The organism is Nocardia sp. NPDC127526, assembly GCF_042672265.1.
Lineage (GTDB): Bacteria > Actinomycetota > Actinomycetes > Mycobacteriales > Mycobacteriaceae > Nocardia.
Genome location: NZ_JBHXVO010000015.1, coordinates 140766 through 162393, shown reverse-complemented (window position 1 = coordinate 162393; position 21628 = coordinate 140766). Strand labels below are relative to the sequence as shown.

Annotated in this window: 16 protein-coding genes; 10 read left to right on the top strand and 6 right to left on the bottom strand. The window is 69.9% G+C overall.

The features are described 5' to 3' along the window. The first annotated feature begins 97 nt into the window (after positions 1-97). Both ACFVIV_RS23615 and ACFVIV_RS23610 read left to right on the top strand, forming a co-directional pair. Complete coding sequence (locus ACFVIV_RS23615) at positions 98-568, top strand: DUF1269 domain-containing protein (RefSeq protein ID WP_379199713.1); 471 nt, start codon at positions 98-100, stop codon at positions 566-568. Further along, entirely contained in the window at positions 569-2170 is a 1602-nt protein-coding gene (locus tag ACFVIV_RS23610) for an MFS transporter (RefSeq protein ID WP_379199681.1), read from the top strand. Here the strand turns inward: ACFVIV_RS23610 and ACFVIV_RS23605 are convergent. After that, complete coding sequence (locus ACFVIV_RS23605) at positions 2079-2678, bottom strand: potassium channel family protein (protein ID WP_379199679.1); 600 nt, start codon at positions 2676-2678, stop codon at positions 2079-2081. The genes ACFVIV_RS23610 and ACFVIV_RS23605 overlap by 92 nt on opposite strands. Positions 2679-2794: 116 nt before the next feature. Here ACFVIV_RS23605 and ACFVIV_RS23600 point away from each other — a divergent pair, with 116 nt between their 5' ends. Further along, the gene (locus tag ACFVIV_RS23600) at positions 2795-4663 is read left to right on the top strand and encodes a glycoside hydrolase family 15 protein (RefSeq protein WP_379199677.1); all 1869 of its coding nucleotides are present in this window, start codon (positions 2795-2797) and stop codon (positions 4661-4663) included. Between the two features lie 35 nt (positions 4664-4698). Here ACFVIV_RS23600 and ACFVIV_RS23595 read toward each other — a convergent pair whose 3' ends face one another. Then, positions 4699-7266: a LuxR C-terminal-related transcriptional regulator gene (locus ACFVIV_RS23595; RefSeq protein ID WP_379199675.1), complete on the bottom strand. Its 2568-nt coding sequence runs from the start codon at positions 7264-7266 to the stop codon at positions 4699-4701. 135 nt (positions 7267-7401) lie between these two features. On the opposite strand from ACFVIV_RS23595, the gene ACFVIV_RS23590 reads away from it, so the two are divergent. Both ACFVIV_RS23590 and ACFVIV_RS23585 read left to right on the top strand, forming a co-directional pair. Continuing rightward, a complete protein-coding gene (locus tag ACFVIV_RS23590) occupies positions 7402-7806 on the top strand; it encodes a hypothetical protein (RefSeq protein ID WP_379199674.1) in 405 nt (134 codons plus the stop codon). 225 nt (positions 7807-8031) lie between these two features. After that, positions 8032-8805, top strand: a complete 774-nt coding sequence (locus ACFVIV_RS23585) for a BTAD domain-containing putative transcriptional regulator (RefSeq protein WP_379199672.1) — start codon at positions 8032-8034, stop codon at positions 8803-8805. Between the two features lie 26 nt (positions 8806-8831). Here ACFVIV_RS23585 and ACFVIV_RS23580 read toward each other — a convergent pair whose 3' ends face one another. Both ACFVIV_RS23580 and ACFVIV_RS23575 read right to left on the bottom strand, forming a co-directional pair. Next, positions 8832-9125, bottom strand: a complete 294-nt coding sequence (locus ACFVIV_RS23580) for an MGMT family protein (RefSeq protein ID WP_379199670.1) — start codon at positions 9123-9125, stop codon at positions 8832-8834. A gap of 11 nt (positions 9126-9136) precedes the next feature. Further along, positions 9137-9922 (bottom strand): alpha/beta hydrolase, encoded by a 786-nt coding sequence (locus ACFVIV_RS23575; protein WP_379199712.1) that lies wholly within the window; start codon positions 9920-9922, stop codon positions 9137-9139. A 107-nt stretch (positions 9923-10029) separates the two neighbouring features. Between ACFVIV_RS23575 and ACFVIV_RS23570 the strand changes: the two genes are divergently transcribed. The 5 genes from ACFVIV_RS23570 (at position 10030) to ACFVIV_RS23550 (ending at position 20043) form a co-directional block, all read left to right on the top strand. Next, positions 10030-13623, top strand: a complete 3594-nt coding sequence (locus tag ACFVIV_RS23570) for an ATP-dependent helicase (protein ID WP_379199710.1) — start codon at positions 10030-10032, stop codon at positions 13621-13623. Then, complete coding sequence (locus tag ACFVIV_RS23565) at positions 13620-17420, top strand: UvrD-helicase domain-containing protein (protein ID WP_379199668.1); 3801 nt, start codon at positions 13620-13622, stop codon at positions 17418-17420. Before ACFVIV_RS23570 ends, ACFVIV_RS23565 begins: the two co-directional genes overlap by 4 nt. A gap of 126 nt (positions 17421-17546) precedes the next feature. Beyond that, positions 17547-18578 carry a potassium channel family protein gene (locus tag ACFVIV_RS23560; protein ID WP_379199708.1) on the top strand — a complete coding sequence of 344 codons (1032 nt, stop codon included), beginning with the start codon at positions 17547-17549 and terminating at the stop codon, positions 18576-18578. Between the two features lie 31 nt (positions 18579-18609). Further along, positions 18610-19515, top strand: coding sequence for an NAD(+) diphosphatase (gene nudC / locus ACFVIV_RS23555; RefSeq protein WP_379199666.1), 906 nt, complete (start codon positions 18610-18612; stop codon positions 19513-19515). 87 nt (positions 19516-19602) lie between these two features. Further along, the gene (locus ACFVIV_RS23550; RefSeq protein WP_379199665.1) at positions 19603-20043 is read left to right on the top strand and encodes a DUF4189 domain-containing protein; all 441 of its coding nucleotides are present in this window, start codon (positions 19603-19605) and stop codon (positions 20041-20043) included. Between the two features lie 80 nt (positions 20044-20123). Here ACFVIV_RS23550 and ACFVIV_RS23545 read toward each other — a convergent pair whose 3' ends face one another. Then, positions 20124-20375 carry a mycoredoxin gene (locus ACFVIV_RS23545; RefSeq protein WP_379199663.1) on the bottom strand — a complete coding sequence of 84 codons (252 nt, stop codon included), beginning with the start codon at positions 20373-20375 and terminating at the stop codon, positions 20124-20126. A gap of 16 nt (positions 20376-20391) precedes the next feature. Continuing rightward, positions 20392-21615: a low temperature requirement protein A gene (locus tag ACFVIV_RS23540; protein WP_379199661.1), complete on the bottom strand. Its 1224-nt coding sequence runs from the start codon at positions 21613-21615 to the stop codon at positions 20392-20394. Between the last annotated feature and the right edge of the window lie 13 nt (positions 21616-21628).

The window sequence follows — 21628 nt, the reverse complement described above, 5'->3', positions numbered from 1 at the left end:
GTGTGAGCCCGCCCGCGCCGGCCGGTCCTACGGTCGTCGCTGGTATCGATCCATTCGACCGGCACGCTAGGAGAATCCGATGGCAGGGACCTTGACCGTGTGGAAATTCCCGACGACCACCGGCGCCGAGTCCGCACTCGCGACGCTGGAGGAACTGCAACGCGAAGAATTGATCACCGTGCGCGACGGAGCCGTCGTCACCTGGCCCGAGGGCGCCAAGAAACCCAAGACCCGGCAAATGCGCACCGGCACCGGCAGAGGCGCACTCGGCGGCGCTTTCTGGGGCCTGCTGTTCGGCCTGCTCTTCTTTATCCCGCTGCTCGGCGTGGCCATCGGCGCCGGCCTCGGCGCGCTGACCGGCGCCATGGCCAATATCGGCATCGATGACGGCTTCATCGATCGAGTCAAGGAAAAGATCACCCCGGGCACCTCGGCGCTGTTCGTCCTGACCTCGGACGCGGTGGCCGACCGTGTCAAAGAACGCTTTCCGGGAGAAGAGGCGGAGTTGATCGCCACCAATCTCTCCTATGAGCAAGAGGAAATTCTGCGCGAGGTCTTCGCCGAGTAAATGTCGTCCGCGCGTTCGGGAGTGGTGCTCACCGCGCTCGCCGCCGGCCAATTCCTCATGACGCTGGACAGTTCGGTCATGAACGTGTCGATGGCGCACGTGGCGGCCGATCTCGGCACCACCATCACCGGAATCCAAACGGCCATAACGCTGTACACGCTCGTCATGGCCTCGACCATGATCACCGGCGGTAAGCTCGGCGGTCTGCTCGGGCACCGCCGGGCGCTGGCCGGCGGCCTGATCGTCTACGGCGCCGGCTCGTTCACCACCGCGCTGGCTCCGAATCTCGGTGTGCTGCTGCTCGGCTGGTCGGTGCTCGAGGGACTCGGCGCGGCGCTCATCATGCCCGCCATCGTGGCGCTGGTGGCGGGCAACTTCCCGGCCGGAAAGCGCACCGCCGCATACGGTTCGATCGCCGCGGCCGGCGCCGCGGCGGTCGCGGCGGGACCGCTCATCGGCGGGGCGGTGACCACCTTCGCGTCCTGGCGCTACGTCTTCCTCGGCGAGGTCGTGCTGGTGGTGATCATCCTGCTGGTGGTCCGGCGGATCGCGCCGGTCGCGGCGGAACCGGGCCGGCTCGACCCGCTCGGCTCGCTGCTGTCGATGCTCGGACTCGGCCTGATCGTGTTCGCGGTGCTGCGATCCGGGGAATGGGGCTGGGTGCGGGCCGCACCGGCCGGGCCGCACTGGCTCGGCCTGTCGCCGGTGATCTGGCTGCTGCTGGCCGGATTGGCGACGCTCTACGGTTTCCTGCGCTGGGAGACCCGCCGCACCGCGAGCGGCCGCGACCCGCTGCTCGATGTGGCGCTGCTGCGCAACCGGCAGCTCACCGGCGGGCTCGGCATGTTCTTCGCGCAGTTCCTGGTGCAGGCCGGGGTCTTCTTCGCGGTGCCGCTGTATCTGTCGGTGGTGCTCGAACTCAGCGCGCTGGAAACGGGTTTGCGGGTGCTGCCGCTGTCGGCGGCGCTGGTGCTCGCGGCACTGGGCATTCCCAAGGCGTGGCCGGATGCCAGCCCTCGCCGCACGGTGCGCGCCGGACTGGTGCTGATGAGCGCCGGAATCATAGTGCTGGTGGCCGGTCTGGATCCCGGTGCGGATGCGCGGGTGGTGACCATCCCGATGCTGCTGCTCGGCCTCGGGCTCGGCGCGCTGTCCGCACAGCTCGGCGCGACGACGGTGTCGGCGGTGCCCGACACCCGCAGCGACGAGGTGGGCGGTTTGCAGAACACCGCGACCGGCCTGGGCGCGTCGCTGGGCACCGCCCTGATCGGCTCGGTGCTGATCGGCACCCTGACCACCTCCGTGCTGGCCGATATCCAAAACAATCCGGATATCCCCGACTCGGTGCGCCAACAGGCCACAACACAACTGGCGCAAGGTGTTCCGTTCATCTCGAATACCCAGTTGAGCCAGTCCCTGGCCGCCGCCGGAGTATCCGACGCCACGGCGTCGACCCTGGTCGAGATCAATACCGACGCCCGCTTCGACGCCTTGCGCACGGCGCTCTCGGTCACCGCGGTGCTGTCGGTGGCGACCCTGTTCGGAACGGGTCGCCTCCCGCGCCGGATTCGTGCTGCCGCAGCCGATTCCGGCGCAGCGTGACCGAGGTGGTGAACAGCCGCAGGGCCGTGCCGATCAACACCAGATTGCCGATCATCTGAACCAGCACCACGGCGCGGGCGGGCTGGGTGACGGCGGTGATATCGCCGAATCCCACCGTGGCGAAGACCGTCACGCAGAAATACAGGGCGTCGAGCCGGGTCAGCGATTCGCTGAAGTTGCCCGGATCATGGTTCGCCAGTGCGTGATACACCGTCGCGAAACCCACCAGGTACGAGCCGAACACCGCGGCGAAACCCTCGACCGCCTGCGCGATCGGATACTCCGCGCGCAATACCCGGCGGACCTGCCAGGCGCACACCGCGCCCACCGTCAGCGCGCCCGCGATCAGCAACAGCACGGTGCGCGGCCGGTCCAATCGGGTGAACGGCAACAGGAAATAGGCCAGCAGCAGCACCGTGGTGGTGCCCACCGGGCGCAGGATCGAGCGCCGCAGCGCCCGCCGCCGGGCCGATGCCGGCCCGTCTTGCGAAGCGCCCCTGCGGATCACGCCCCCGACGCTACCCGCGTCGCCACCCGGGCGATTCATCCCGCACGGGTGACGGCCGGGGCGGCCTGCGGTGTCACGGTGTTCTCACATCCGGCCCGAGGACAAGGAGTTTGCTCGTGGACCACTACCCGCCCATTGCCGATCACGGCCTCATCGGAGACTTGCAGACGGCCGCACTGGTGGCCACCGACGGCACCGTCGACTGGATGTGCCTGCCCCGCTTCGACGGACCCAGTGTGTTCGGTGCGCTGCTGGACCGCGACCGGGGCGGGCACTGCCGGATCCGGCCCGCGGAGAGCTATCGGAGTACGCAGATGTACTTTCCCGACACCGCCATTCTCATTACGCGATTCATGACCGAGAACGGGACCGGCGAGATCGTGGACTTCATGCCGCCCATCACCGCTCGCACCCCGAGCGACAATCACACGCTGGTGCGGATGCTGCGCTGCGTGCGCGGGCAGATCAGCTTCGAACTCGATCTGGTGCCACGCTTCGACTACGGCCGCCGGGCGCACACCACGCACATTCTCGAGGACGGCGCGGTCTTCGACGGCGGCGAGTTCGGACTCACCGTGCACGCGGTGCGCGAGCCCGACGACGCCCGCCTGGCGCATATCCAGGCGATGGGCGGCGGGCATCTGCGCGGCTCGATCACCTTGACATCCGGGCAGATTCGCGGCCTGGTGCTGGAGTCGGGCGCGGCAACGGCGCCGCGCCCGATCCGGGTGGCCGAGATCGAGGAGATGTTCGCCGAGACGGTGCGGTTCTGGCATACCTGGCTGGCGCAGTCCACCTACCGGGGGCGCTGGCGCGAGATGGTGCACCGATCGGCCATCACCCTCAAGCTCATGACCTACGCCCCGACCGGCGGCATCGTGGCCGCGCCCACCACCGGACTGCCCGAACAGCTCGGCGGCACGCGCAACTGGGACTATCGCTTCACCTGGATCCGGGATGCGTCGTTCTCGGTGTATTCCCTGCTTGCCCTTGGCTTCACGGAGGAGGCGGCGGACTTCGCCGGCTGGCTGCGCGACCGCTACCGCTCGCACGGCGGGCCGCTGAAGATCATGTACCGGGTGGACGGCTCCTGGGATCTGAACGAGGAGATCCTCCCGCACTGGGAGGGGTACCGGGGCTCGAGTCCGGTGCGGATCGGCAACGACGCCTCCGGGCAGCTCCAGCTCGACATCTACGGCGAAATGCTCGACAGCATCTATCAGGCGGACAAGCGCGGGCTGCGCATCGGCCACCAGGGCTGGCACGATGTGGTCGAACTGCTCGACTGGCTGGCCGGCAACTGGGACCGGCCCGAGGAGGGCATCTGGGAAACCCGCGGCGGCCGTGCCGATTTCACCTACGGCCGGCTGATGAGCTGGGTGGCTTTCGACCGCGCCGTGCGACTGGCCACCGAGCACAGCCTGCCCGGGCCGGTGGAACAGTGGCAGCGGCATCGCGACCGGATCTACGACCAGCTGTGGGAACGCGGCTGGAATCCGCACCGGCGGGCCTTCGTCCAGCAGTACGACTCCGATGTGCTGGATTCGTCGCTGCTGCGGATGGCGCAGGTGGGTTTCGTCGCGCCGCGCGATCCGCAGTGGCTGTCCACCCTGGACGGCATCGCCGACGAACTGGTGACCGACAGCCTGGTCTACCGCTACGACCCGCTCGCCTCGCCCGACGGGCTGCGCGGCACCGAGGGCACCTTCTCGCTGTGCACGTTCAGTTATGTGAACGCCCTGGCTCGCGCCGGGAAACTGGCGCAGGCCAGGCTGGTGTTCGAGAAGATGCTGACCTACGCCAACCACGTGGGGCTGTACGCCGAGGAGATCGACCTCACCGGCGAACAGCTCGGCAACTTCCCGCAGGCGTTCACGCACCTGTCGCTCATCGACGCCGCCATCGCGCTCGATCACGCCATGGACTCCGGGCAGCCGGCCGATGCGGGGCTGCTGGCCGGAGCGGGCTCGCCGTTGCGTGATTGATCACCGTACCCGGTGCGGTCCACATGGCCGCTCGCTCACAGCAATCCGAGGCGGCGCGCCCGTTCCAGCGCCGCCGTGCGGGAATTCACGCCGAGCTTGGCGTAGATGCCGCGCAGATGGGTTTTCACGGTATTGACCGAGACGCCCAGATCGTCCGCGATCTGGGCTGCGGTCCGCCCGGACGGAAGTCTTTGCAGCACAGTCGTTTCGGTGGCGGTCAACGGCTGCGCGTCCACCGTCGCACGCCGGGCGCGCGGATGATGCCGGATGCGCTCGACGAAATCCTCGTGCCGGCCGAAACTTCCGGCCTGACCGTCCAGCAGCCCGACCGCGCCCGGCACATCCAGGAACGGCCGGACCAGCAGATGCGGTTCGGCGTGCGCGAGCGCGCGCTCCAGCGCGAGCCGCTCCCGGTGCGGGTTGTGCGCGGTGTTCCGGGCCGCGTAGAGCAACCAGATGGTCACCCGGTCGACCGTGCCGAGGCCGGAATCCCGGGCGAGCAGGGGATCCAGCAGGGTGTCCAGCATCGACGCCTTGCCGGTGCCGAGAGCCAGTGCCGCCCTGGACAGTTCGACCTCCGGCGCGGCCCCGGCCAGCGTATGGGCCCGCTCGATCAGCAGGTGCGCGGTGCGCGGTTCCCGCACCGCCAGCAGCGCCCACACCACATGGGGTAGCAGGGCGGCGACGGTCACCGGGAACGGGCCGCCCCGCTCCAGCGCCGCGAGCATGCTGTGCCGCAGCGCTTCCGCGGCCGCATAGCGGTCGGCCGCGGTGTCGAAGGCGAGCAGCCGGCCGATGACATACGAAGGCCACCCGGCCGTGGGCCGGATCGAGCCATCGCTCTGCTCCTCGGTGCCGAGCAGCGCCGCGGCGGCCTCCTCCCGCCACGGCTCGCCGCGCAGATACGCGCCGAAGACCGCCAGGGCCGCGGCCTGCGCGGCATCGGCGGAATCCGGCAGTTCGTGATCGGCCGCGATGCCGAGCGCCTTGGTGGCCCGCTCGTGCATGGCCGTGACATCCCCGGCGAATCCGGCGGCCACCGCCAGCCGGGTCACCGAACGCACCGTGAGCAGCGGCTGATTCGCCGTCGCGGCCAGCGCCAGCCCGCGCCGCAACTGCCGTTCACCGCCCTCGCGATCACCGCGCAGGAGCAGTGCGGTGGCGCGCTGCGTGGCCAGATAGCAGTCGATATCGGACTGTCCGACCGGTTCCGCCGGTGCGGGCACGGGCGGCTCGGTGATCGCATTGGAGAGCACCGACGCGTCCACCAGGGCGGCGCGGGTGAGCGGCGGGAGCCAGGACGCGGGCACGATGTGCTCGCGATCCACGCCGGGGCGGCCGTGCGCCGGGGCGAGGTAGGCGAGGGCCCCGGCGGCGTCACCGCGGGTGAGCGCGTCGATCGCGCGCAACAGCCGGATATAGGGATCATCGGCCAATACCGAACCGGCACTGTCGATTCGGTCGAACAGTGCCGCGCCCTCGCCGTCCAGCACAATGGCCATGCCGCGCTGCCGCAGGAATTCGGCCAGCCGGTCGCGGGTGCCGTCGCCGAGCAGATGCGGCAGCGCCGCCAGCGGCAGGTGCGCGCCGTCGAACCACGCGGCGGCGCGCAGATTCAGATCGTCGACCAATTCCGCACCCGCGTAGCGGATTTCGTCGCGAAAATGGGATCGCAGCAGCGGATGGTAGCTGAGCCAGAGCCGATTGCCGCGCAGGGTGCGGGTGATCGGGAAGTTGATGCGTTCGAGCTCGCGCAGCAGATGCCGCGCCGCGGGACCGGCCAGCGCCTCGGCCAGCGGTGCGGTGAACGACTCCGGAATGCAGGTGTAGAGCAGGAATTGGCGCAGCGGCGGGGTCAGGGTGTCGAGCAGTTCACCGGTCAGGAAGTCGGACACCACCGACGGCTCGGCCAACGCCGCCAATGCCGCGGCCCGCTCGCCGCGATGGGCCGCCAGATGAATGGCGGTAATGCGGACCGCACCCGCCCAGCCCCGGGTCAAGCGCATGACCTCCGCCAATTCGGCGTCGTCCAAGTCGCATTCGTGCTGTGCGCACAGCGCGCGGACCTGTGCGGCGGTCAGCGCCAACTGCTCGGAACCGAGCCGGATGACCCGCCCGTCGAGCTCCAGCGCGTGCCAGCGCACCGGCGGATCGAAACGGGCGCACACGATCACGGTGACCGACGCCGGGAGATGCCCTAGCAGGTATTCCAGCCCGGCCAGCGCGAACGGGTCGGTGATGCGGTGCGCGTCGTCGAGGACCAGCAGCCGGTGAACTGTCGTGTTCTCCAGCGCGGCAACCACATTCGTCGCCAGGGTATCCGGCGCGGTGAACCCGCCGGTGTGCGCCGGGGCGGCGGCGGGCAGGCTCAGGCGGTTGCACACCGCGGCCCACAGGCGCTCGGCGCGATCGAGTTCGGCCGTGACGGTGACCCAGCCGACCACGGTCGCCGGGCCGGCGGACCGGCGCCGGATCCAGTCGGCGATGGCGACGGTCTTACCGCTCCCGGCGGCCGCGCACAGCAGCAGCACCCGCCCGCCGCCGCGCCGGGCGGCATCGAGGCGGTCGTACAGTTCGGGCCGAACGATCGGTGGAAATGACAATTCCGGAATTACCAATTTCGAGTTCTCCTGCTCGCACACCGGCAGCGGAGTAATCCGCCATGGGTGAGGCGCGCGGCCGCGGTCCGGAGCACAGTCGAACGGCTCCACCATCACCGAACAGATCAGGAGTTCACTATGACCGAACATCCCGTGCGACATGGTATTGCGGCCGGCACTTCGATCGGCGCGGCGATCCTGCTGATCACCGTGGGAGCGCTGTCGGTGCTGTCGGGTATTTCCGCGGTGGCCGAGGACACGTTGTACGTCGTCGGCTTCGAATACATCTATCAGCTGGATACCACCACCTGGGGTTGGGTTCATATCGGGCTCGGCGCCGTGCTCATGCTCGCCGGCGGCGGCCTGATGGCCGGGACGACCTGGGGCCGGTTCGCCGCGATCGGCGTCGCGGCATTGTCGATCATCGCGAATTTCCTTTTCCTGCCGTACTACCCGTGGTGGTCGGTGCTCATCATCGCGCTCGATATCGTCGTGATCTGGGCCGTCACCACCTGGAAGGGCGATTCGGCGAGAACGGCGTGAATCGGTGACCTCCTAGTCATCGGACTGCTCCAGCAGCATCCGCGCCGGGACTTCTCGGCGACTTTCCCGCCGCTATCGGCCGCCGCGCCCACGACACGCAATGCGCATGTTCACTCGAATATCCGGCAAATAGCTAATATTCAGCGATTGAACAGGGTGGGTGGCCCCCTATTTAGTTGCGAGAGAGCGCATGAGCGAGCCGATGTGGTGATGAGGAAGCGACAGGTGCGAGTCCTGGGGCCATTACAGGTCGTGATCGACGGGGTCCCCGTCGATATCCGGGGCCGGATCAAGCGAACCCTGCTGGGCCGCTTGGTGATCGCCCAGGGACAGGTGGTTTCCACCGGGCGGCTGATCGAGGACATCTGGGAGGGCGAGCCGCCGCCCAGCGCGGTCTCGGTGCTCCAGGTCCAGATCCACAATCTGCGAAGGGTTTTCGAACCGCAGCGTCCGCGCCGGGCGCCCGCCGCCATCCTGGTGTCCGAACCGCACGGCTATGCGCTGCGGCTCGCCCCGGAGGAGGTGGACGCCTGGCGCTTCGAAGCCCTGCTGGGCGCCTACGAGAAGCGCGTCCGGGACCTCGCCGCCGAATTCGATGCCGCGCAGCGGTGCGCACTGCTCGACGAGGCCCTCGACTGCTGGCACGGTCCGGCCCTGGAGTCCTTCCCGGACGCCCGCTGGGCGGAGGCGGAAGTGGCCCGGCTCACCGACTTACGCCTGCTGGCGGCCGAATTGCGGGCGCAGGCGGCGCTGGAGCTGGATCGGCCCACCGAGGTGGTCACCGGGCTGCGGCCGCTGGTGGAGCGGTATCCCGAGCGCGAGGAGAGCACGCGCCTGCTGGCGACCGCGCAATATCGGCTGGGGCAGCAGACCGATGCCCTGGCGACACTGCGGCGGGCGCGTGACTATCTGATCCGGGAGATGGGCGTCAATCCCGGACGGCGGCTCCAGGAACTCGAGACGGCGATTCTTACCCAGTCCGAGGCACTCGAGCAGTGACCCCGCGGCGCTCGAGCCGTGACCGCTCAGAAGTGAAAGCGCGCCCCGCGCAGGTCCACCCGGCCGTCGGTGATGGGGCACCCCTCCTCGGCCAGCTTGCGCAGTTGCCGATCCGCCAGATGCGGTGCGGGCGTGCCGTTCGCGCGCAGCACCCGATGCCAGGGCAGGTCCGCGGCATCGGTGCGCATGATCCAGCCGACCGTGCGGGGCGTGGACAGGCCCGCCGCGGCCGCGATATCGCCGTAGGTGGCGACGCGGCCGGGCGGAATGGATGCCACCAGTTCGCGGACGCGTTCGATATCGGCTTCGGAGGTGGCCACGGTCGCGGATCCTAGAGGGCGGCGCGCACGAGGGCGGCGGCTTCGGCGGGGCGGGCCTGGGCGACCATGTGATCGCAGTCGAATTCGTGCACGGTCAGATTGTCGCCGAGATGGGCGGTGAGGGCGGCGCGGAAGGCGGGGGTGACGAAGGGCGGCTGCACCTTCATGGCCTGCGCCAGGGTCACCGGGAGATGCGCGGGCGGGAGGACGAACTCGCGGGCGAGCTGACCCCAGTAGGCGATGATCGCCGGGAAGGTCAGGCGCCAGGCCATGCGGCCCGCGGGGGTCGGGACCAGGTGCTCGGCCAGTTCGGCCGCGAGGATCTCGGCGTCCACATCGGCCCACGCCGTCTCCAGCTTGTCGAAGCGGGCCTGATCGACATCGGCGTAATCGGGATTGTCGACCGTCGCCTGGGCGATGCGCAGCAGCAGCTCCGGATCCAGCGCGATGGCCGGGTCCAGCAGCACCAGCCCACGCACCAGCTCCGGATGCCGGTGGGCCAGGTGCAGCGCGGCGGCCGCGCCGAAGGAATGCCCTAGCGCCACCACCGGTTCGCTGGTCTCGGCGCGCAGCAGTGTCACGAGATCATCGACGATGGTTTCGAAATCCCACGGCGGCACGCCGGTCGACCTCCCGTGTCCCCGCAGATCCGGTGCAATGATCCGGACATCGGGCAGATGCCGCTCGGCCAGTGCGCGCCAGCGCCCGCCGTGCCCCGTCAGCCCGTGCAGGGCCAGCACCACCGGACCGGTCGAGGGACCGAAATGATGAATATGAAGATCGGACACCCCGTCCATTCTGCTCACCCGCACCGACAATGGCGCGCGCGGCGCTGTGATCGGCGGCACGGTGAACTCACGGCAAACAAAGACTGTCGGGGCGATCTGTTGAAATAGCTCCCGTGATGCGATCGGATAGCTCGGTGCAGTTGGTGCGCCGGGTCGAGGCAGTCTCCCGCCCTCGGGAGTGGGATGCCGCCATCGCACCGCTGCTCACCGACTTCGAGATCGATCCCGGCTGGCGGCCGTGGCAGGTGCTCGGCGGGCCGGGGACGGGCAAGACGGCGCTGCTGATCGATATCGCGGCGAGCCGGATACTGGCGGGGGAGGATCCGGAATCGGTCCTCGTGCTCACCTACTCCAAGCGCGCGGCCAGTACGGTCCGCAATGCCATCACCGCGCGAATCGCGGAGGCCGATCCGGAATTGGGCGGGGTGCCCGGGGCCACGCGCGGTCCGCTGGTGCGCACCCTGCATTCCTACGCATTCGGCCTGCTGCGCACCCTCGCCGCCACCCACGGCAATCCGCCGCCGCGCTTGCTGACCGGATCCGAGCAGGACATCGTGGTCCGCGAAATGCTGCGCGGCGAACTCGCCGACGGCGCGCCCCATTGGCCCGAACGCCTGCATCCGGCTTTGGGCGCGGCCGGATTCGCTGAACAATTGCGGGATCTCATGCTGCGGGCCACCGAGCGCGGGCTCGGGCCGGAGGACCTCATCGAACTGGGCCGTGAACACGGTCATTCGGAGTGGGTGGCCGCCGGGCGCTTCTTCGAACGCTACGAGCAGATCATGCTGCTGCGCTGGTCGGTGGGCATGGACGTGCCCGAGGCCAGCGCCCCCGCCCTCGACGCCGCCGAGCTGATCGGCGCCGCCATCGACGCCCTGATCATGGACGCCGACCTGCTCGCCGCCGAACGCACCCGCCTGCACAGCGTCCTGGTCGACGACGCCCAGCACCTGGATCCCCATGCGGCCCAACTCATCCGAGCCATCGGCAGCGGCCTGGCGACCACCGTCATCGCGGGTGACCCCGACCAATCGATCTTCACCTTCCGCGGCGCCGACTCCCGCTTCGCCACCGACCCGGACGCCCCGGCCGATCGTCGAATCATCCTGCGTCACAACCACAGATCCGCCCCGGTCATCCAGGAGGTCGCCGACCGCATCACGAGCCGCCTGCCCGGTGCGAGCGCGCACCGCATCCCGCCCGCCGATCCGCAACCGCGCAATGGCTCCACGCGTTTTCTGGACGAGATCAGGCCCGACGGCGCGGGCGGAAACTTGCGCGGCGCAACTGACCCGCCACCTGATCCGAACGATCTGCCGATCGAGAACCCTTGGGAAAGCGCGCAATCCGAGGGCGAGGTGCGCGTGCAGGTACTCACCACGCCGGCCAAGGAAGCCGCGCTGATCGCCGACCACCTGCGCCGGGCCCACCTCACGCACGGCGTCCCCTGGTCGCGCATGGCGGTGATCCTCCGCTCCGTCCCGTTGTCGCTGGCTCCACTGCGTCGCGCCCTGCTCGCCGCGGGCGTTCCCCTGCGCCAGCCGCCCGCCGACGTCCCGCTGGCCCGCCGCCGCGGCGCGTCCTGGATGCTGCTGGCCCTGCGCGCCGTGACCGCGGGCGACCCCACGCGCCTCCGCAACCCGCGACCCATCCCGTTCACCGCCGATGACGCGCTCGATCTGCTCGCCGGACCGCTCGGCGGCGCCGACCAGATCAGCCTCCGCCGCCTGCGCCGCGGCATCCGCCGCACCGTGATCGAACTCGGCTACCCCGACCGCGCCTCGGACGCGGAGGACGGTGAACACGCCGATGTGATTGCCGAAGGGCACGATACGGCTGCAAACGGCGGCGGCACATCGATGACGGATGCCGGTCCGGAGGCCACCACAGCTGAGCGGGTGCGCGAGTCGGCGCTGGATGCGGAGGCGGCGGATCGGTTCGCGGATCTGGATCGGTCGTCGGCGGAGATCTTGCGGGATCTGCTTGTGGGGGAGGGGAATCGGGCGATTCTCGGGCGGCTGACCGATGTCGAGGCCGCGCCGTTGCAGCGGGTGCTGAAGGCGCTGGGGCGGGCGCGGAAGGCGCGGCGCGCGGGCGGCGGGCTTGAGGATGTGCTGTGGGGACTGTGGACCGGGTCGAATCTGGAGCGGCGGTGGGTCGGGCAGTCCGAGCGCGGGGGCGCGGTCGGCATGCAGGCCGATCGGGATCTGGATGCGGTGGTGGGTTTGTTCGAGGCGGCCGCGGCGTATGTGGACCGGCTGCCGCACGCCACCGTCGAGGGTTTCGTGGAATACCTGGAGCAGCAGGAGATTCCGCAGGACAATGCGCCGCAAACCGAGCCGGGGGAGGCGGTGACCATATGCAGCGCGCACGCGGCCGCCGGGCGGGAATGGGACACCGTGGCGGTGGCGGCGGTGCAGGAGGGGATCTGGCCGAATCTGCGGCCGCGCGGCACCCTGCTGGCCGTCGAGGATCTGGTGGATCTCGTCGCGGGCGTGCGGGGCGCGGGGGAGAAGGTGAGCCGGGCCGCGCCGCTGCTGGCCGAGGAGCGGCGGCTGCTGCTGGTGGCGTGCAGCCGGGCGCGGCGGTCGCTGCTGGTGACGGCCGTCGAATCCGTCACCGGTGACCAGGATCTGGTGCCCTCGCGGTTCCTGGCCGAACTCGACGCGGACGCCGCGGACGGGCAGCCGGGACGGATTCCGCCCGCGGTGGATCCCGGCCGGGCGCTGGCCATGCACGCCCTGATCGCCGAATTGCGCAGTGCGGCCTGCGATCCCGATTCGACGGCCGAGCGGCGGGCGCGGGCGGCGCACGAGCTGGCACGCCTGGCCGAGGCCGGGGTCCGCGGCGCGCACCCCGACGACTGGTACGGCACCGCCGAACTGTCCTCCACCGACCCGCTGTTCGACAGCGAGGACGGCACGATCAACCTCTCGCCGTCCACGGTGGAGCAGCTGAATACCTGCCCCCTGCGCTGGGCCCTGGAACGGCACGGCGGCGGCGACGGCGAGAACCCGCACGCGCTCAAGGGAAATCTGGTCCACACGCTGGTGCAGGCCCTCGCCGGCCAGGTCAGCGAGGATCAGGTCAAACACGCGCTCGCCAAGGCGTGGAAGAAAGTCGATCCCAGCGCCCAGCACGGCGAGAACTGGCATTCCCGGGCGGAACTGCGCCGCACCGAGTCCATGGTCGACACCTTCCTGGCGTGGCTGCGCAATACCCGCGACGAGCTCACCGCCCTCGGCGTCGAGGTGCCGATCGACTGCGTCCTGCCCGCGCGGAAACCGGGCGAGCTGCCGGTGCGGATCAGCGGCCGCATGGACCGGCTGGAGCGAGACGCCTTGGGCCGCTTCGTCATCGTCGATGTGAAGACCGGCAAGACCCCCATCTCCAAACAGGCGGCCGAGGACCACGCCCAGCTGGCCACCTATCAGGTCGCGGCCGCGGCGGGAGCCCTCGGCGACGGCGAACCGGGCGGTGCGCGCCTGATCTACGTGGCCAAGCCCTCCACCAAAGAGGGCGCCACCCAGCGCCTGCAGCAGGCCCTCGACGACCAGGGCGTCGACGATTGGCGCGGCGTCATCCACGACGCGGCCGCGGCCTCCAAGGGCCCCAGCTACCTGGCCATGCGCAATGACGGCTGCCGCCACTGCAAGGTGGCGGGCAGCTGCCCCGTGCAGGACACCGGGCGGCAGGTGACCGACGAGTGACTGCCGCATCGCCTGACGATTCCGCGGGGGGTGGTGGCCGGACGGCGGGCGGCCGCGTCACCCCGCGCCAACTCGCCGACGCACTGGGCCTGCCGCCGCCGACCGACGAACAGGCCGCGGTCATCGCCGCCCCCGCCGGTCCGACCCTGGTCGTGGCCGGAGCGGGCGCGGGCAAAACCGAGACCATGGCCGCCCGCGTGGTCTGGATGGTCGCCAACGGCCTGGTCGAACCCGATCAGGTGCTGGGCCTCACCTTCACCCGAAAAGCCGCCCAGCAGTTGACCACCCGCATCCGCACCCGCCTGGCGCGCCTCGCGGGCGCCCCCCTGCTGCGCGATATCGACCCCACCGGCCGCCTGCGCGGCCTGCTCACCGCCTCCGAACCCGAGATCAGCACCTACCACTCCTACGCGGGCCGCCTCCTGTCCGAATACGGCCTGCTGCTACCGGTGGAGCCCACCGCCACCCTGCTCACCGAAACCCAGCTCTGGCAGCTCGCCTACCGCGTCGTCTCCACCTGGGACGGCGACCTCGACACCGACCGCACCCCCGTCTCGGTCACCGAAGCCGTCCTCGCCCTCTCCGGCCAGCTCGCCGAACACCTCGTGGAACCCCGCCAACTGGCCACCGCCCACCTGGAACTGGAGCGCCTCATCACCACGCTCCCCGCCGGCCCCCGCCAGCGCGGCGGCCCCAAGAAGGCCCTCTTCGACATCATCGACACCCAGCACGAACGAGTGGCCCTGCTCCCCTTGGTGAACCGCCTCGCCGAAGAACTCCGCCGCCGCGGCGCCCTCGACTTCGGCGCCCAAATGTCCCTCGCCGCCCGCCTCGCCGCCCGCCACCCCGAGGTCAGCACGGCCGAACGCGCCCGCTTCCGCCTCGTCCTCCTCGACGAATACCAGGACACCGGCCACTCCCAGCGCATCCTGCTCTCCGCCCTCTTCGGCGCGGCCCGCCCCGTAACCCCCTCACCCCCGCCGTCTTCCTCGGCCGCGTCTTCCTCCACGGCGTCTTCGTCGGCCCCACCCTCGTCATTCCGGCATGCTTTTGGCCGGAATCCACAGCCGCCAGAGGTGGATCCCGGCCAAAAGCACGCCGGGATGACAGGTGCCGCTCGCGCCGGGACGGTAGGTGCTGCTGACGCCGGGACGGTAGGTGCTGCTCACACCGGGACAGCAGGTGCTGCTCACGCCGAGACCGCAGGTGGTGACGCAGGTGGAGAGCGACCGCTGGCGGTGACGGCGGTGGGTGATCCGATGCAGTCGATCTACGGGTGGCGCGGTGCGTCGGCGGCGAATCTGCCGCGTTTCGCGACCGACTTCCCGGTCGCGCCAGGGGTTCCCGCGCCGATCCTGCCGCTGCTGACCAGTTGGCGGAATCCGCCCGAGGCGCTCGATCTGGCGAATCTGGTGGCCGATCCGCTGCGGCATCGGGCTGCCGAGGGTGGCGGGGTGACGGTGGACGCGTTGCGGCCCAGGCCGGACGCCACCGCGGGGGTGGTGGCCTTGGCCTTGGCGGAAACTGTTGCGGTCGAGCGGGATTGGATTGCCGAGCGGATCGCGGCCGAATGGGAGGCGAAGGCGGACGCGGGGGAGTCGCCGCCGACGTCGGCGGTGCTGGTGCGGCGGAACGCGGATGCGGCGCCGCTGGCGGAAGCCTTGCGGGAGCACGGGTTGCCGGTGGAGATCGTCGGGCTGGGCGGGTTGCTGCATACGCCGGAGGTCGCCGATATCGTCGCTACGCTGCGGCTGATCGCGGATCCGTCGGCGGGCAGCGCGGCGGTGCGGATTTTGACGGGAGCGCGCTGGCGCATCGGGGTCGCGGATATCGCGGCCTTGTCGAAACGGGCTCGGGAGCTGTCGATTTCGCGGCCGGCGGGGAAGAATCCGGAGATCGCCGATGCGGCGGGATTGGACGAAGCGCTGCGGGAGGTCGCGCCAGAGCCGTCGGAGCGGGCGGGGCTGGGCGATGCCATTGCGGATCCGGGTGCGGCGGAACAGTATTCGCCGCAGGGCTATGCGCGGATCGTCGAACTCGGCAGGGAGCTGGCGGCGCTGCGGGAACGCGCCGGGCAGTCGCTGCCGGAACTGGTCGCGGATGTGGAGCGCACCATCGGGGTCGGGGTGGAGACGCAGACGCGACGCGCCATGGCCGCCGCGGGGCGCGAACACCTGGACGCCTTCGCCGACGTGGTGGCCGGGTACGCCGCTGATCACCGTTCGTCCCTGGCCGGCCTGCTCGATTTCCTCGCCGCCGCGGAGGAAGTCGAGGGCGGTCTGGAACCGGGTGAGGTGGAGGTCGCGCACGACCGCGTCCAGGTGCTGACCGTGCACGCCGCCAAGGGCCTGGAATGGGAAGTGGTGGCGGTCCCGCACGTCGTGGACGGCACCTTCCCCTCGGGCACCGGCACGACCACCTGGATGGGCGCGCTCGCCGAACTGCCCACTCAGCTGCGCGGCGACCGGCAGCAGGACGACGCCGGTGACGGGGTCCCGGTGCTCGACCTGTCGGAGGTGTACGACCGCGCGGACCTCGAACACGTCCTCGACGAACACAAGAAGGCCCTGGCCCGGCGCCGGCTCGAGGAAGAGCGGCGGCTGTTCTATGTCGCGCTCACCCGCACCGAGCGGGTGCTGTACGTGTCGGCGCACCACTGGGCGGAGACCGGGTCGAAACCCAAGGGCCCCTCGGACTTTCTGCTCGAGCTGAAGCAGGCGACGGAGGTGCCCGGCTCGGAGCTGTCGCGCGCGGTGCGCATCGATCGCTGGGACGAGCCGCCGCCGCTGGACGAGGTGAACCCGTTCACCGACAATCCGCCGACGGCCTACTGGCCGCGCGATCCGCTCGGCCCGCGGCGCGAGACCGTGGAGGAGGGCGCGGCCCTGGTCAAGGCGGCGCTGACGGCCCTGCGCGCCGCCGATCGGCCGCAGCAGGCCGCCTTCGACTTCGGACCCGAATTCGACGATCCGGCAGCGGAATCCGACGCCGACGACGCGGATCCGGAGGGCTGGTCCACCGACGTCGACGCCTTGATCGCCGAGCACCTCGCCGCCGAGCAGGCCGTCCGCGAGGTCGAACTGCCCGGCCAGCTCGCCGCCACCTCGCTGGTGGACCTGCGCTCCGATCCGGCGAAACTCGCTGCGCGCCTGCGCCGCCCGCTGCCGTATCCGCCCAGCCCGTTCACCCGCCGCGGCACCGCCTTCCACGCCTGGGTGCAGCGCTGGTTCGGCGCCGGCCGCCTGCTCGGCTTCGAGGAACTGCCGGGCGCGGCCGACACCAGCGACACCGACGCCGAGCTCATGCGCCTGCAGGAGGCGTTCCTGTCCTCCCCGTGGGCCGACCGCAATCCGGTGGAGGTCGAGGTCTCCTTCGAAACCACCCTCGCGGGCACCGTGATTCGCGGCCGCATGGACGCCGTCTTCGCCGAACCCGGCGGCCGCTGGATCATCGTGGACTGGAAGACCGGCGGCGAACCCAAACCGGCCGAAGAGGAATCGGTGGCCGTCCAGCTGGCCGTGTACCGGCTGGCCTGGGCCCGCCTGGCGGCCGCCCGCACCGGCCGCCCCGAGGCCGAACTGCTGGCCCGCACCGGCGCGGCCTTCCACTATGTCCGTACCGGCCGCACCATCGCCCCGGACCATCTCCCCGGTCCCGACGAACTGGCCCAGCTCATTACGAGCGCCGCACCGCAGAGCCCGCCCCCGCCCGAACCCGAGCCGGACGATATCGAGCCGCCACCGGATTTCGAACCCCCGCCCGATCCGGATTTCCTGCCCCCCGATCCCATCGGCTGAGCGCGACGCGCCCCCGTCCAACTCCCTTTGTCGCGCCCGGCCCGGTACGCTGCGGTCCTGTGCCGCAGGTAGACATCCCCGAAATGGCTGGTGATTCGCGTGTTCGGTGATTCCTCGCGCGGTCTGATGAGGCTCACCGAGCGTCCGGATTTCGCGCTCGTGGGCATTCTGCGGATTCCCGCGCACGAGGCCAGCCCGGGGCGGTTGCTGGCGCGGCGGGTGTTCCTGGCGGTGCTGCTACTGGCGATCGCCACCTTCGTGGTGTACTTCGGCCGCGACGGGTATCGCGACAATTCCGGTAATGAGCTGTCGATCCTGGACGCGGCCTACTACGCCACGGTCTCGCTGTCCACCACCGGGTACGGCGACATCACGCCGGTGTCCCCGGACGCCAGGCTGGTCAATATCGTCGTCATCACCCCGCTGCGGGTGCTCTTCCTCATCGTCCTGGTCGGCACCACCATCTCGGTGCTGACCGAACGGTCCCGGCAAGCTTTCAAGATTCAGCGATGGAGGCGCAGCGTGCGCAATCACACCGTGGTCATCGGCTACGGCACCAAGGGCCGCACCGCCGTCGACGCCATGCTCGGCGATGGCGTGAAACCGGCCGACATCGTGGTGGTGGACACCGATCCGCAGGTGCTGGAGGCCGCGGCCAATGCCGGCCTGGTGACCGTGCACGGCTCGGCCACCCGCTCCGATGTGCTGCGGCTGGCGGGCGTGCAGCACGCGTCCTCCATCGTGGTGGCCGCCAATCGCGACGACACCGCGGTGCTGGTGACCCTCACCGCCCGCGAAATCAACCCCAAGGCAAAGATTTCCGCCGCCGTGCGCGAGGCCGAGAACACCCACCTGCTGCGCCAGTCCGGCGCCGATTCGGTGGTGGTGTCCTCCGAGACCGCCGGCCGTCTGCTCGGCATCGCCACCACCACCCCCAGCGTGGTGGAGATGGTGGAGGACCTGCTCACCCCCGAGGCCGGCTTCGCCATCGCCGAACGCGAGGTGGAACCGGAGGAAGTCGGCGGTTCCCCCCGCCACCTGCGCGATATCGTGCTCGGCGTGGTCCGCGACGGCACCCTCGTGCGCGTCGGCGAGGAACAGGTCGACGCCCTCGAGTCCGGCGACAAGCTGCTCTACATCCGCCGCGTCCACCTCTGACCCGTCACCCGGCCCGGCTAGTCTCGAACCCGTGTCAGGTTTTCAGCTGAATGCGGTTCCGGTCCTTTCGCGCACGACTCTCGATCGGGCGGAGCATCTTCGCAGCGATGAGCAGGCCCTGAAAGAGGGCTGGGGGCAGGCCAAGCTGGTGCGGATGAACAAGCGCGGCCAGGTGCGCATCGAGAACGGCACGGTCGTGCTGGACCTCGCCACCACCCTCGCCGCCGAACCGTCGCCGGCGGCGGTCTTCCTCGGCGTGGACGGCGATATCCACCTGTGGGCGGTGCGCGACAACGACATCGAGGGCGAGCTGGCCGATCTGCGGGCCGTCGGCGCGACCCTGGAGCTCGACGATTTCGGCACCGGCCTGCTGTCCACCGCCATCGCCCTGCTGAACTGGCACGACAAGGCCGGCTTCAGCGCCGCCGACGGCACCCCCACCGCGCTCAGCTCCGGCGGCTGGTCGCGCACCAGTGAATCCGGGCACGAGGAATTCCCGCGCATCGATCCGGCCGTCATCTGCCTCATCCACGACGGCGGCGACCGCGTGCTGCTGGCCCGCCAGCACACCTGGCCGGAGGGTCTGTTCTCGCTGCTGGCCGGTTTCGTGGAGGCGGGCGAATCCCTGGAACGCTGTGTGGAGCGCGAGATTCGGGAGGAGGTCGGCGTCGACGTCCGCGAGATCCGCTATCTCGGCAGCCAGCCCTGGCCGTTCCCGCGCTCGCTCATGCTCGGCTTCGCCGCGGTCGCGGATCCCGAGCAGCCGTTGACCTTTCACGACGGCGAGATCGCCGAGGCGCACTGGTTCAGCAGGACCGAGGTGCGCGCGGCCCTCGCGGCCGGCGCGTGGGGCGTCAAATCGGATGCCCGTCTGTTGCTGCCGGGTTCGATTTCCATTGCGCGCACCATCGTCGAATCCTGGGCTGCCACAGAGTGATCAATAATTTGGACAATTCGCGATCTCTCGAGCAAGATCATGCATGGCTTCGTTTTCGGAAGCCTTTTCTTGATCGGGAGAAACTGAATGTCTGTATGGCGCAAGGCCGCCGTGGTCGTCGCTTCGGTAGCGGCCCTCACGTCCCTGGGTTCGGCGGCGGCGAATGCCGAGCGCGGGCCCGACGGCCGGCTCTACGGTGCGATCGCCGTGAGCACCCTGAACAATGACGACAGCTGGGGCGCGGCCTGGAACTACCCGAATCAGGGTGAGGCCAATGGCGGCGCGCTCGACGAATGCGGCCGCAGCTGCAAGGTCCTGGTGGAATTCAACGAAGGCTGCGGTTCGGTCGCGCAGAGCGAGGACGGCGCGCGCTTCTACGGCGGCTACGGCAGCACCCCCGCCGCCGCCGAGCAGATGGCGCTGACCAGCCTGGCCGGCATCAAGCCGCAGCTGCCGTTCCCGTTCACCGGGTCCAGCCAGCCCGAGCGCGGCACCATCCTGGTGACCAAGTGCACCGACGGATACTGATCCGCTAACGCGAAAACACACAAAGAAGCCGCATCCCGATGGGTGCGGCTTCTTTCTTTCGACGCCCGCGCATTCCGGCCTCAGCGGATGGCGGCGAGCGCTTCCTTCACCTGAACCAGGCTCGGATTGGTGGCGGTGGAACCGTCGCGGTACTTCACCGTCGGCACCACATGATTGCCGTTGTTGACGCTGCCCACGAATTCGGCGGCATCCGGATTCTCTTCGATATCGATCACCTCATAAGTGATCCCGGCCTCATCCAGCTGCTTCTTCAGTCGCCGGCAATAGCCGCACCAGGTGGTCGAGTACATGGTCAGGTCCGTTGCAGTCACGGAGGGTGCAACGAGATCACCCGGGATGATGTTCCCGCCGCAGCATGCGGTCGGCTCGGCTCTCCCACAGCAGCGGCCAGAGAATCAGGCCCGCCAGCGCGCACACCACGCCGAGCGCGCCGATGTGCGGGGCGAAGATGACGAGACCCACCGCGACCAGGGCGCAGGGCACCGGCCAGATGAGACTCCACTTCCAGCCGGGCCGGGTGCGCAGGCCGACGACGGCGTTGATGATGAAGTACGCGGCCGCACCACCGCACAGGGTCCAGCCGATGCCCGTGGTCAGATGCCCGGCGGCATGGTCGATGCTCAGTCCCAGTCCGCCCGCGATGGTGGCGATCGCACCGGTGAGGAAGCAGTGCATGGCCATGATGTGCCGGCGCGGCATCACCGACTCGGGCACCGAGCCGCCCAGCAGCCGGGCCACCACCCCGCCGTAGAGCAGGGTCAGCGCCCACAGTCCGGCGAGGATCACGAACGACGCGAAACCCAGCGTCAGCACCCGCGCATTCCACGGCACCCCGCCGACCGCGTTGATCACCGCGATCACGCCCTCACCGAGCACGATGATCACGTACAGTCCCAGCCGTTCGCCCAGGTGCGCGGGATCGGCATGCACCGCTTCGAGTTTCGGTACCCGCGATTCGTCGAACGCGCGGGTGCGACGCATTCGCCGCAAGCGCCGGTCGAACTGACTCTGCGCCTCGGCGAGCAGCTTCTCGCCGCTCACGGCGAACATGACCCACAGATCGATGGCCAGGCCCACGGCCCAGCACACGTACTTCCACGGTGCGGGCACCCACAGCGACACCAGCCAGGGCAGGATGCCCGCGCCGAGTTCGATTGTCGGCCAGTCCACCACGATCTTGCCGCGTCCCCAGATCCGGCCGGACGCGATGCGCACGATCACATAGACCGCGGCGAAGGCCGTGGCGTGTCGTTCCGGGAGCCCGGCCACGGCCGCGGCCATGACGCCCAGTCCCAGCATGGCGGCCAGCATGAGCGTGACCCGGGTGTGGTCGCGGGCGATATTTCCGTACAGCATGACCACCGCCCACACCATCCAGAAGGCGAGGTAGAGCAGTCCGTACAGGGCGAAGTCGCCGAGCGTCGGGCCGTGGTGCAGCAGATGGGTCAGCTGCGCGATGCCCGCGACGGCGACGAGGTCGAAGAACAGCTCCATCCAGGAGGCGTGCCGCTCATGGGTTTCGGCAGTTTCCGGCGGCGTATCGGTGGTCACGGAGGAACAGTAT